This window comes from Clostridiales bacterium (genome assembly GCA_030016385.1).
Taxonomy (GTDB): domain Bacteria; phylum Bacillota; class Clostridia; order Clostridiales; family Oxobacteraceae; genus JASEJN01.
On sequence record JASEJN010000034.1, the window covers coordinates 1 to 12,680 of the forward strand.

The following is a 12,680-nucleotide window of genomic DNA, read 5'->3' on the forward strand; positions in this document are numbered from 1 at the left end:
GCAAAGCCAAGAACTTATCAAAACTCTCATAATGCGAATTTCGTTGCTCAAAATACACAAATTCATTTATGAAACAGGTTTATATTACAAATAAAAAAGAATTACGCTCGCCACAATAATGAAAATAGATATTGATTTTAGAAATAAATATGAAATCCCTACTTTTACTTATGCAGTATGGGTGATAACTTTTTGTAGAACAGAAAAGCAACCGTTGAAACTATGATGCCCTTTAAGAGATTAAACGGGACGATGCTAAGTATGACCAGTGAATTTATATCCTTTATGGCAGGATTTATCTTTGAGGCCATAGATACAGCCGCAGATATCGGAAACTTTAAAATGCTTTCATATAACGGCAGAAAAACATAATAATTTCCGATTGCTGCCACAGCCGACATGGCAATTGTTCCCGCTACAAGACCAAGCAGAGCATGTTTTCTATTCTTTTTCAATAAATAGATCAGGCCCGCCGTATATACATATACCGCACCCACTACAAAGTTGGCAGTCTCGCCTATTCCTGCGGTTGCGGGTTTCAGTATGGCATGGAGTATATTTTTGACGGCTTCAATTACGACTCCAGCTGCAGGTCCTATAGCAAAGGAACCGAAGATCGCCGGAAGATCGCTTACATCGAGCTTTAAAAAATCCGGAAATATAGGAAGCGGTATTTCGATCAAAACCATCAATAAAAATGCTATAGCCGATAATATAGATATCTTTATAATTACATTTAAATGCTTATCCATTTTTTCTCCTTTATTTGAATATGAATTTCCAATCTTTAGGCTTAAGAAAACATCCCCTGACTTTCAGCATATAGCTGTTTACGCTATAAGGGCAATTAAAAAGCTCCTGAAAATTTCAGGAGCAGAAAATTTACTGTACACCTTCTTTCATCCAGACTTTACTGTCGGCCCCGGAATCACACCGGATCTGCTTATAAATGCTCGCGGGCTATACCGCCGGTAGGGAAATTAACCCTGCCCCGAAGATTGAACACTATTAATTTATCAATATTATACTATATTTTATGTGACACTGCAAAGCAAATTTTAACTATCCTTTAATTCGCAATTTGAAATCAGGCATAAATAGGATTATGTTATTTTGAGCGGCGAATCGAATGAGTGTTCAAAATAACATAAGTTCATATTACGAATCGAAGTTAACTATCCATATTTTTTTGCACTTGATGGCAATCTTTCAATCAGGCATATTAGCTATCATACCGTTTACGATTTCATTAGTCCCGTTTATTATTTCTTCGGGGTATCCTAAATACTTCATAAGCTTCACCGCATTTCTATTCTGAGACACTCCGCGCTTGAGCTTGAAGTCAAAATTCAGCCCCTTAGCCTCCATCCTTTCGCTGAAATAATAACATTCATACAAGTTGCCTACCAGTTTTGTAAGTTCCAGATCGTGAGTAGCGATTATTACAAGGGTATTCCTCTCCACAAGGTATTTAAGTATCTGTGCGGATGCGCTTATCCTCTCGACCGAATTTGTACCCCTGAATAATTCGTCTATTATACAGAGAAGGGGAATCTCCTTTCCGGATTCTTTTATTATCCTCAAAAGCGCCTCAACCTCAGCAAGGTAATAACTCTTCCCTCCGATAATGTTATCGCTTCTGCTTATCGATGTCATAACCCGCAGGAAAGATGCATCATATGACGAGGCAAGGCATGTGCATATGGTTTGGGCAAATACCGCATTGATGGCCAGCGTCCTTAAAAAAGTCGACTTCCCGGACATATTCGAACCGGTTACGATGATGCCCTCTTTATTTATCGCAATAGAGTTCGGAACGGGATCATTTAAAAGAGGATGCCTTATATTTTCGGCATAGATAAACGCGCCTTCATTTTTAAGCACGGGCTCTACATATTTTATGTCTGCACGATATGATGCAACGGACAACAAAGCATCTATTTCACCGATTTTTATGTACATGTCCTGTAATATATTCCTGTATTTTTTTATATCATTAACTGCCGAATAGAAATTTCTGACTTCCTTCAAGTAGAATATATTTACATATTCATATATTGAATCCAGTCCGAGGGGGGCAATATATCCCGATTTTTTTGCTATCCCCTTGCAAACCGATGCATATTTCTTTAAAATACCAACATATTCCTTTATTAAGTTGCATTCTTTTTCTGCATATTTTATCTTTCCAATTCTATATGAAGCCCTTATCATGGATGTAACATACCTTATGGAGGAAAGCTCGGCCATGATCTTTCCCTTGACTTTATAATGTATGGAAAGGTTTACGATAAAAATTGGAGCAATAACATATACTAATGCCTTTCCTCCAAGAATCAGAAACATAAGCGGAGATAAAAATGCAGCATATGCCAGGATATTATATAATATCCTGATCGGCGGCAGCGCCGGCATTTCTCCCCACAAAAATGATACTGTATCGTTTTGCCTTTGCCTGCCTAATTTATACAGGCACATTGCAACCTTTTCCCTCAAATCCTGATCTTTCTGGAATGCATATATGGCATCCCTTCTTTTTTCAAGCAAACCGCCGTTAAATATCAATGTCCTCAACATATTATATAAGACGGAAGAGCCAGGCTCTGTAAAAGTTCTGTCAAGGACGGCAAATACATCATCCATATTCAAGTCGCCAAAAGTCTGGTCATCGATTAAAAAAACATCATCATGCTTCGCAGTTATAAAGAAGCTTGAGATTTCACTGAAGTTTCGTTTCCTCTCTTTCTTTTTACCCCAGTTCTCCCTGATGTCCATGAGCATTTTCATACTGTTTATCCTGTAATATATATACCAGGTTATAAATCCAAATGGAATAAGAAGCAACAGCCCTAAATAATATGCAGTTCCATACTGCATGCCCATAGATAATGAAGCGATGCCTATTATAAAGCAGATGACAATAAACACTGTAAAAATGCCGGTATATATGTTGATTTTTTCCTTCACATATATCAATCCCTTTTCCAGATAGTTTTCGCAATGCAAAGCTCAATATTTCCCTTGCCAGTTATCCTGTGAAGGCACTCCAGGGTTTCGCCCTTATTCATCAGCTCGGTTTGGACTTTTATGTCTTCACCATATACGGTTTCCTTTTTATATGTAACGAGGACATCTTCCATACTGTAATGCAATACGGTATCCACGGGGATAGTTTCGATTATCCATTCGACATATTTTACATTGTTTACATGCATATTTGTATCTATATCCGTATACCTTACCTGAAATCCTTTTTCATAATCTACTCGGGTCATCCTTTCGATTGCCGGCATAGGAATCCTTTTGGGTATTTTATCAACATTATATGCATCATATATTGGCTGGATTATCCTGATTGGTTTTTTGTTCTCAGTATGCAGGAGCAGCCACATCGTGTCGGCACTCACCAACAATTGATTATCCCCATCTGCAATATTGAACTTCCTGAATGCATAAAACTTATCGAAGGAATAAGGTGAAGTGCCTACCTTCACCCTTTCACCATACACGGGATACCTTTCGATATGGATATTCCATTTATACAATACCCAAGCGAGTTTGTTTTTTTCAAGGTAATCGATACCCACTCCGACCTTCATGCTCTGGAATATCGCTATATCCTGAAAATAGTTCATTATGCTCGTTATAAGACATCTTTTCTTATAATCAACCTCATAGTAATGTATGTCATACTCTCTTTCCGTCATTATAGGATTCATGCAATTACCCCCTTTATCAGGATTATGCCCCTTTAAAAAGGGCATAATCCTATTCTATTACTTTTACCAGGCTTTCAAACATTCCCTTATTTTGCTTTATCTTATTCTCGTTTCCCAACACGCAAAAATACCCCGCCTTCATAGTCGCATCTATCATATCCGAAAGATCCCTGATATTATTTGTCCTGCAGTCTATAACTTCGCCTCTTTCTCTTTGCATATCCTCATATGTTATTCCGCTTATATATTCTATGTCGGCCTTTTGCCCTTTCAGCGACGGCGTAAGCGGATAATCGAGCCTGCTTATGGTACCTATAATATATTTTGTCATGTCTCTGTCGCTTACATTAAAGCTTTTAAGGTATCCGGCCATATTATCGAAAACATCTATCGTCTCTTTCAGGTTGGGGTCGCGGTATGATGATAAATACATGTTTCCGCCTCTTCCGAAACCAGCAAATGCTCCATATGCTCCGCCTTCAACACGAACCTTATTCCACAGATAATCATAGCTTGCAATAGTTCTCAGCACCTGCAGATATCCTGTATACTTAAACCCAAGCTTGACAAAATTATACCCCTTTGCCACATACTGTACCCTGCCCTGCGTGAGGAGACCCTCATTCAATCTGGATTCGCGAAAATCAATTTTTGCATTTTCTATCCTGTTGTCATTAAGGGCGCTTGTAATTTCAGGAAGGATTTCTTTCAACTTGCCATAATCCTCTTTTGGCGATACAAAACTTACCAAAAGATTGCTTCTGTTAAAGATAAGTTCTGCAGCACTTTCAAGCTTGCGTCCTATATCATCTATATCAAAATCCCTTTCGATGGAACATAAAAACTTATAAAAGCTTATGCCGTTTACAGCTTCATCAAATTTTCCCATAGGAGAAAAATATGAAAGAACCCTCCTTGAAGCCATCAAATGTCCCTGATTGAAAAGTATCATTTCAAATCTGGATTTTGCCTCGCTTACAATGTCCCTTATACGCTTTTCTTCATCAAATCTCGTATATTTAATAATTTCATTTATAAGCTTCGAAAGCTTGCCGATTTTTGTAATTAAGCACTTCGATTTTACAACGAACTGTGGATAGTATTCATCGAAGCTTCCATTTTTAGAATAAGACTCAACGGTAAAGTCGATACCGCCTGTATTTATGTTTATCTCATTGGAAAGGTCGCCATAACTTAGCTTCTCCAAGCTAACCCTTCCTAAAATTTCAGCAAGCAGGCCCGCATATGGTATAAGGTCCCATGGAAGGCTTCTTGCATCAAAATAAAGAGTCAAATATGCAATCCCCGAAGTAAATATCGGATGCAACAATACCTTTACATTTGATTCCTCATGCACTTCGGTCGGAAGCTTCTCCTCTTCCTTTTTAATATCAGAAATAGAGAGAAGAGGAATTGTTTCTATCGCTTCTTTGGAATCCGGTGTCGATTGCCTCTTTCTCAGCCTTGCAGTATCATCGATGATTTTTTGCAGTTCACTCTCCGACAGCTTAGCCTTGTAGTCGTCAAGTTCCCTTCGTATCGCTTTATCCTTTTTTTCCTGAAGTCCTCTTTCGGGCTTTAATATTATCATCGAGCAATGCGTATTATCGAGCAGATACTCTTTTATCAGCTTTTCAAAATAGTCTGTCTTAAGAGCAGACTCTATCTTATTCAAAGACGGTTCAAACCTTAAATGAAGGGTTGGGTCCTCACCATAAAGCCAGCTATCCATGCATTTTATATTATAGATAAGCCCCTTTGGATACCCGCGAAAATCCGCTTCACGAAGTTCAAATTCTTTTATGTTTATGGAAGCCTCTATCAGCTTTTTATCTATACCTCTTTCTGCCAGATTCTCCAATGTACCCCGCACTACTTCCTTAAACCTCTCCATCTTGTCTTCGTTTGAATTCTTGACAACTATGCTGAATACCATCTGCTGGATGCTGTTGTCGAACCTTCCGAATACATCCTTGCCTATATTTGCATCTATCAATGCCTTTTTAAGAGGCGCCGCCGGGGTCTCAAGCAAAAGATGCTCAAGTATCTCAAATGCCAGAGATGCTTCAGGGTCTGTCGACTTTCCCACGGAGAAATTCATATCCAGAAAAGTTTTATCCCTAAGATCGTCATTATTTGACACGGGATATTCCGCATTTATTTCACGGGGCCTGTCAAATGGCTTCTGCAGCGGAATCCTCGAATCGACATCGATTCTATTAAATGATGAAAGATAGTTTTTATCTAAGAATTCCAGTTCTTTTTGCAAGTCTCCGTTACCATATAAAAATATATAACTGTTCGAAGGATGATAATACTTTCTGTGAAAATCCAGAAACTCATCTATAGTAAGATCCGGTATGCAGTCGGGGTCGCCGCCTGATTCAACGCTGTACGGCGTATCGGGATATAACGATTCCTGCACCTTTCTGAACAATACCGATTCGGGGGATGAAAAGGCTCCCTTCATCTCATTATAAACGACGCCCTTATAGTTTATTCTGTCGTCCTTGTTGTTTAGCTCATAATGCCATCCTTCCTGCCTGAAAATTTCCGGAATTCTATAAATGTCAGGATTAAACACCGCATCAAGGTATACATCCATAAGATTGAAAAAGTCTTTCTCATTTCTGCTGGCAACAGGATACATGGTTTTATCCGAAAATGTTATAGCATTCAAAAATGTATTAAGCGAACCCTTGGCAAGCTCTATAAAAGGATCCTTCAAAGGAAACTTTTTTGAACCGCAAAGTACCGTATGCTCGATTATATGCGGTATGCCCTTGCTGTTTTCAGGCGGCGTCCTGAAGCTTATAGAAAACACTTTGTTATCATCGTCGCATTCCATCTTAAATAGCCTTGCACCGCTTTTTTCATGCTCGAACAACAAGCCGGCGCATTTTATTTCGTCTATATCCTCCTGTTTCAAAAGCTTAAAACCATGGTAGGTCTTTCCGATTCCTAATTTCATTTATATTTCCCCTTTCTATAATGCAATGCATATCAAAATTTCCATTATTTAGTTTTTCTATAAATCTGTTATTTTATTCTATATATGCTTGATGGATGTATGAAGAGATATTCTTATGGATTATGCATATTTCTTCCACTTACAGTCTATTATATTACAAAAAAATATAAAGTAAAAATATATTAGTGCCCTTTCGGGCGTATATTTTGTATATTTAGCCTTTAGACCAGTATTTTCAAAGCAATTGAGGATATGAAAACAGCTGTCTTCAGGAGGGGGTATCTTCCTGAAGGCAGCTGTCTTTATGAACATTTCTCAAACTTAAGGATTCCGGTAAAAAAATCGACCTTCATGAATGATTCTCTTACTTTGCTGTTGACATGTTCTACAACTATGAAGTTCGGATATATGCCCTTTACGATGCATTCACTCTGCCTTATCTTCTTTTTGCCGAATATCTCCTTAATTATTACAGTCTGTCCATTGCTTGGCAGCTCAAGCTCATTTATGCTTTTCATATAAACCACACATCCTTTTATATATTTAATAGGTTGTGCAAGACTATAATGACGATATAATAACGCCTACTCTATTAAATTATTTTACATTTTATTACCTGTATCGTCATTTTTAGTAGAAACTTTAATATAAATAAAAAAATTGTAAAATAAAGAGGAAAAATCTTTCCTCTTTATTTTACAATGCATCTAAATAGTTGGCATATCAAAATTATAATGAAGCTTTCCGAGCTTTAGGCCTGTTTATTCTTCTGTAAAACATGAACAGCATAATCGACGATATCAGCGCCATCAAAGCCCCAAAATAAAATGGCGCCCTGTTGTTTACTTTATCATATAGGATACCTCCGATCAGGCTTGCAGGAAGCAGCGTAACACCTATTATGGCGTTGTAAAGGCCAAGCCCCGTGCCCCTTTTATCTTTATCTATCAGATCCGATACAAGAGCCTTCTGTATACCATCCGTCGCTGCACTGTATATCCCATAGAGAGCAAACAGAATGGCAATAACCGATTTAAGAGATGTTCTGCCAAATGCAAAATAAATTACTGCATACAGGAAATATCCTGATATTATAAGTTTTTCCCTTCCTATTTTGTCCGAAAGCGTCCCTAAGGGTACTGCAAGAAGTACGGATACAGTATTGAATATAAGAAACAAAAGCACTATGTCTACATCGCTAAACCCTGTATCCTTTGCTTTTACAAGAAGCAGTGCGTCTGTGGAATTTCCGAGTGTAAATATAAAGGCAATAAACAAAAATAAATAAAACTTCTTTGAAAAATCTCCAACGGCTATTTTTCCCGGTAAATTTTCTCTACTCTTTTTAGCCTCTGTGATGAAAAACAATATGGACATGACACCTAATATTGCAGGAATAGTAGCATACAAAAATACTTTCCTGTAATCTTTTGGAAATATCCAGAGCAAAAAAAGCGCAATAAGCGGTCCGATGACAGCTCCGGAATTATCCATCGCCTTATGGAAGCCGAAACTTCTGCCAGCGTTGTTTCCAACGGTGGAACCCGCGATAAGGCTGTCTCTCGGAGCCGTCCTTATACCCTTTCCCACTCTTTCTATAAATCTGAAGACCAAAACCTGAATGGGTGATACGACAAACGCATAAATCGGAGTTATTATGGCTGTAATACCATAACCTATTATCATAAATGGCTTATTTTTGCCTATTCTGTCGCTCCACCAGCCTGATAGCGCTTTTAAGAAGGATGCAGTGCCTTCGGCTATTCCCTCGATAAGCGAAAGCATGGTTTTCGATGCCCCTATGGAAAGCAGAAATAAGGGCATTACCGCATATATCATTTTAACCGAAGTATCGGTCAGGAAACTTGTAAGCCCAGCAAAAAAAATATTTCTTTCGATACCCATTACATTCTTTTCATGTGATGATTTTAATTGAACGTCCAATGAACCCACCTCTATACAATATTATTCCTTTCATAGACTGTTTTCGAGAATTCCTCGAACTCATTACTGCAAAGCTGTATTTCCTTATTTATTGCCTCGCCTTTCTCGGATTTGAAATAATCCCTCTTATTTATCTTTTCAAACCAGCTGTATAGCTTTTTTAATTCCTCGTCGTTTTCCTCAAGTTCAGCAAATGTAAAGTTCTCTTTCTGAGTCTCCTTTTTCATCTCTTCATGGAATCTCGTGCAAAATCCCAAAAGTTCTTCATATTCGCGGTTGATCTCATCGATGAATTTCCCCTTTATGTCCTCCTTTCCATATAAAAAGTTCCCCGATGCAATATAAACGGAACCTTTTTCATTTTCTATGTAATCCTTTATTTTCTTTAAAGAATCTTTTGTATCTTCCGTATCGGGGAGAAGCCATAACGACTTTTGTATATTCAGTGCGCCTATTTTCTTAAGCCACCTCCATGTTGAAACCCTTATTCTGGAAGGTTCCGAAGGCAAACTATAGGATATAAACAAAAAATTACCTCTTTCCAATCTATCCACCTCTTTGTAACAGTTGTTACATTTATTATATAGTTAATTATATGTTAAATCAATGTAATGTTTGACTCCAGATACATATTTTTATTTGACTTTTAAGCACAAAAGCCTATAAAATAAATCTATAAAAATCTAAGGAGATGATTTTTTGGCTTTATATGACATAGTTTTATTTGACCTTGACGGAACATTGACTGATTCTAAAATAGGCATCACCAAATCGGTACAGTATGCCCTTTCGAAATTCGGCATTATAGAAGATAACCTGGATAATCTTAAGCCATTTATAGGCCCTCCCCTTGCCGATTCCTTTATGGAATTTTACAATTTTACCTTTGATGAAGCGAAACAGGCCATAGAATATTACAGAGAATACTATAAGGATAAAGGTATGTTTGAAAATAAAACGTATGACGGTATCGATGATCTGCTGGAAAGTTTGAAAAAAGCAGGGCGCAATCTTACAGTTGCAACTTCAAAACCCACATTTTTTTCTGAAAAGATATTGAAGCATTTTAATATAGATGGCTACTTTGAATTCATAGTTGGAAGCGAACTTGACGGCAGGCGTGCCTCGAAAACAGATGTAATCGAATATGCCATATCGCAGTTGCATTGCACCCGAAAAGAAAAAATAGTGATGGTAGGCGATAGAAAACATGACGTATTGGGGGCTAAAGCGAACGGAATAGACTGCATAGCCGTTTTATACGGTTACGGTTCTTCCGCGGAACTTAAAGAGGCCGGCCCCAAATATACAATAGACACCGTTCAGAATTTAAAAAAGCTCTTATTGAGATAGATTCTCTTTCGCGGTTAGTAAAAATAATCATGTTCAATTGAGAACAATTATTTATTAAAATATATATTGACGTCTCTGATATTTAGCCTTATTATATGAATTAAATGATTATCATTTAATAACATTTAAGGAATTCCATCATATAATGTTAATAAGATTTATGCTAAGTCTTATTTTGTGAAAGAAGATGTTTTGATGATGGGGAAAAGTATCAGGGGTTTGACGACACTACAGGCAAAAGAACTGCAAAAAAAATATGGTCTCAATGAATATGTAAAAAGCAACAAATTAAACCCTATAAAGAAATTTATCAGTATTTTCAAAGAACCTATGTTTTTGCTCCTCATAGGGACAGGATTTATTTACATCCTGCTTGGGGAAATCCAGGAGGCTTTTATCATGATGATATTTGTATGCTTTGTCATCATGATCACATTTGTACAGGAATGGAGAACGGAAAAGATGGTAGATGCCCTTAAGGCATTAACTTCACCTCGGGTTTCCGCTCTCAGGGATGATGCCGTTAAAAAAATAAAAAGCTGCGAGCTGGTTCCGCAGGATATCATTTTTCTCTCTGAAGGCGAAAGAATTCCTGCAGACTGTGCTGTAATCGATGCTTCCAACTTTTCTGTAGATGAATCTGTATTGACAGGCGAATCCGAACCCGTTTTTAAAAGCAGTCATGCAGATATCAAGGCTTCGAATAGAAAGGATTACTGGAAGGATGATATGGTCTATGCAGGTACGCTGTCTTTGTTCGGCAAGTGTACGGCTAAAGTCGTTTCAACCGGCTTTAATACCGAATACGGAAAAATAAGCAAAGCAATAAGTGAAACAAAGGAAGAACCGACACCTCTTCAGAAAAAAATACATGCACTGGTAAAGAATCTGGCGATTATGGGAGTATTCCTCTGTACAGCCGTTATACTCCTCTCATATATGTATACCCACAGGCTGATTCCAAGCATATTGTCCGGCATCACACTTGCCATGGCGATTATACCTGAAGAGTTTCCCGTGGTGCTTACCGTATTCTTATCGTTAGGTGCATTCAGGCTTGCTAAAAGAAATGCCCTTATGCGCAAGGTATCTGCAGTGGAAACCCTTGGCTGTGCAACGGTGCTGGCAGTGGATAAAACAGGCACCATTACAAAAAACAATATGGAAGTTAAAAAGATATACACGGATAAAATATATGACGCTGATAAGTTCAGCGATCCGTCTTTCAGTGATCTTATGGTATTATCCTGCGAGAAGGATCCATATGATCCTATGGAAAAAGCGATCATAAATAATTCAAAAAAGAATATAAATGATATTTCAAAATTATACAGCCTGAAGGCAGACCTTAAAATAGCTTTTGATCCTGCCAAAAAGCGTATGGCCAATGTTTACCATACGGACAAAGGTTATTATGCAGCGGCAAAGGGCTCACCTGAAACGATAATTCCCTTATGCAGTTTAAGTAATGGGAAAAAATCAGAAATTGAGGATATAATCGATGAAATGGCGGGCAGGGGTTTAAGAGTAATTGCATTTGCCGATGCATATACATCGGAACTGTCCAAAGATCTGGAAGATTATCCTTTACGATTTAAAGGCCTTATCGGGCTTTTGAATCCCCCAAAAGATGGAGTCAAAGAGGCGGTTAACCTTTGCAAAAGCGCCGGCATCAGAGTTATCATGATTACAGGAGATTACAATAAAACAGCAATGGCGATAGGCAATGAAATCGGACTGTCACTTAAAGATTGCGCTATAACCGGCAATGAAATCGATAATATGAGTGACAGTGAACTCTGCGAAGCCGTCAAACACTGCGATATTTTCTCAAGAGTCATCCCTAAGCATAAGATGAGGATCGTGAAAGCATTAAAAGCCAACGGCGAAATTGTCGCGATGACAGGAGACGGCGTCAATGACGCCCCCGCATTAAAAAATGCCAATATAGGCATCGCCATGGGCAAAAGAGGAACGGAGGTCGCAAAGCAGGCATCTCATATGATACTCATGGATGACAATTTTACGACGATCGTAAGTTCCGTTAAAGATGGGCGGAGAATATTTGACAATATAAGAAAAGCAATAGTATATATACTCGTCATTCATATACCGATAATTGCTTTATCGCTGTTTACACCTGTATTCAACCTTCCGCAGATATTGCTTCCTGTTCATGTTGTTCTTCTTGAACTTATAATAGATCCGACATGTTCTATTATATTTGAAGCGGAAGAAGCTGAAGCGGATATAATGAAGCGTCCCCCGAAGCTGCCGTCGGAGCCCCTTCTGCCTAAGAATCTGACGGCAAAGGTTATTCTTCAGGGAACATCGATGTTTTTGGCCTCATTTGTCCCCTTTCACTACCTTGTCGATACAGGTACGCCCATAGATACCGCAAGGAGCTTTGCGCTGCTGACTTTAATCGTATCGAATGTGGTGCTTGTACTTGTAAACAGGACCGATACGCAGTTTTTATGGCATATTTTTAAAGAAGGGAAAAACAATGCAAGGCTTCTTATAAACAGTTTATCTATCATTTTTATGCTTATGATAATATATGTGCCGCTTTTAAATACTGTTTTTAAAACGGGACCTTTGAGCCTCCACATGCTTGTTATTTCCGTATTCACGGGAATTATATCTTCCATCTGGTGGGAAATTGTAAAATTAGCCGACAAGCTCTAAAATAC

The 12,680-nt window shown here is 38.1% G+C and carries 9 protein-coding genes and 1 riboswitch; of the genes, 2 read left to right on the forward strand and 7 right to left on the reverse strand.

Features of this window, described 5'->3' with window-relative positions:
* Nucleotides 1-164: 164 nt before the first annotated feature.
* The 7 genes from QME45_09085 to QME45_09115 all read right to left on the reverse strand — a co-directional run bounded on the left by QME45_09085 (nt 165) and on the right by QME45_09115 (nt 9,179).
* Complete coding sequence (locus tag QME45_09085; protein ID MDI6618810.1) at nt 165-752, reverse strand: ECF transporter S component; 588 nt, start codon at nt 750-752, stop codon at nt 165-167.
* A gap of 135 nt (nt 753-887) precedes the next feature.
* Nucleotides 888-1,003, reverse strand: a riboswitch (FMN riboswitch).
* Between the two features lie 206 nt (nt 1,004-1,209).
* On the reverse strand, nt 1,210-2,967 hold the full coding sequence (locus QME45_09090; GenBank protein MDI6618811.1) for a MutS family DNA mismatch repair protein: 1,758 nt from the start codon (nt 2,965-2,967) through the stop codon (nt 1,210-1,212).
* Nucleotides 2,968-2,972: 5 nt separating this feature from the next.
* A complete protein-coding gene (locus QME45_09095; GenBank protein MDI6618812.1) occupies nt 2,973-3,719 on the reverse strand; it encodes a thioesterase in 747 nt (248 codons plus the stop codon).
* 49 nt (nt 3,720-3,768) lie between these two features.
* Nucleotides 3,769-6,690 carry an insulinase family protein gene (locus QME45_09100; GenBank protein MDI6618813.1) on the reverse strand — a complete coding sequence of 974 codons (2,922 nt, stop codon included), beginning with the start codon at nt 6,688-6,690 and terminating at the stop codon, nt 3,769-3,771.
* A 302-nt stretch (nt 6,691-6,992) separates the two neighbouring features.
* The gene (locus QME45_09105; GenBank protein ID MDI6618814.1) at nt 6,993-7,208 is read right to left on the reverse strand and encodes a Veg family protein; all 216 of its coding nucleotides are present in this window, start codon (nt 7,206-7,208) and stop codon (nt 6,993-6,995) included.
* Nucleotides 7,209-7,419: 211 nt separating this feature from the next.
* Entirely contained in the window at nt 7,420-8,595 is a 1,176-nt protein-coding gene (locus QME45_09110) for an MFS transporter (GenBank protein MDI6618815.1), read from the reverse strand.
* Nucleotides 8,596-8,645: 50 nt separating this feature from the next.
* Nucleotides 8,646-9,179, reverse strand: coding sequence for a chromate resistance protein ChrB (locus tag QME45_09115; GenBank protein MDI6618816.1), 534 nt, complete (start codon nt 9,177-9,179; stop codon nt 8,646-8,648).
* 154 nt (nt 9,180-9,333) lie between these two features.
* On the opposite strand from QME45_09115, the gene QME45_09120 reads away from it, so the two are divergent.
* Together QME45_09120 and QME45_09125 are read left to right on the forward strand one after the other, a co-directional pair.
* Nucleotides 9,334-9,987, forward strand: coding sequence for an HAD family hydrolase (locus tag QME45_09120; GenBank protein ID MDI6618817.1), 654 nt, complete (start codon nt 9,334-9,336; stop codon nt 9,985-9,987).
* A gap of 195 nt (nt 9,988-10,182) precedes the next feature.
* Nucleotides 10,183-12,675 (forward strand): cation-translocating P-type ATPase, encoded by a 2,493-nt coding sequence (locus tag QME45_09125; protein MDI6618818.1) that lies wholly within the window; start codon nt 10,183-10,185, stop codon nt 12,673-12,675.
* Nucleotides 12,676-12,680 lie beyond the last annotated feature (5 nt).

Bases quoted from the DNA above. Each gene is read 5' to 3' on its own strand.
- QME45_09100 (MDI6618813.1), bottom strand. From the start codon at position 6,690: ATGAAATTAGGAATCGGAAAGACCTACCATGGTTTTAAGCTTTTGAAA.
- QME45_09105 (MDI6618814.1), bottom strand. From the start codon at position 7,208: ATGAAAAGCATAAATGAGCTTGAGCTGCCAAGCAATGGACAGACTGTA.
- QME45_09095 (MDI6618812.1), bottom strand. From the start codon at position 3,719: ATGAATCCTATAATGACGGAAAGAGAGTATGACATACATTACTATGAG.
- QME45_09085 (MDI6618810.1), bottom strand. From the start codon at position 752: ATGGATAAGCATTTAAATGTAATTATAAAGATATCTATATTATCGGCT.
- QME45_09110 (MDI6618815.1), bottom strand. From the start codon at position 8,595: ATGGGTATCGAAAGAAATATTTTTTTTGCTGGGCTTACAAGTTTCCTG.
- QME45_09125 (MDI6618818.1), top strand. From the start codon at position 10,183: ATGATGGGGAAAAGTATCAGGGGTTTGACGACACTACAGGCAAAAGAA.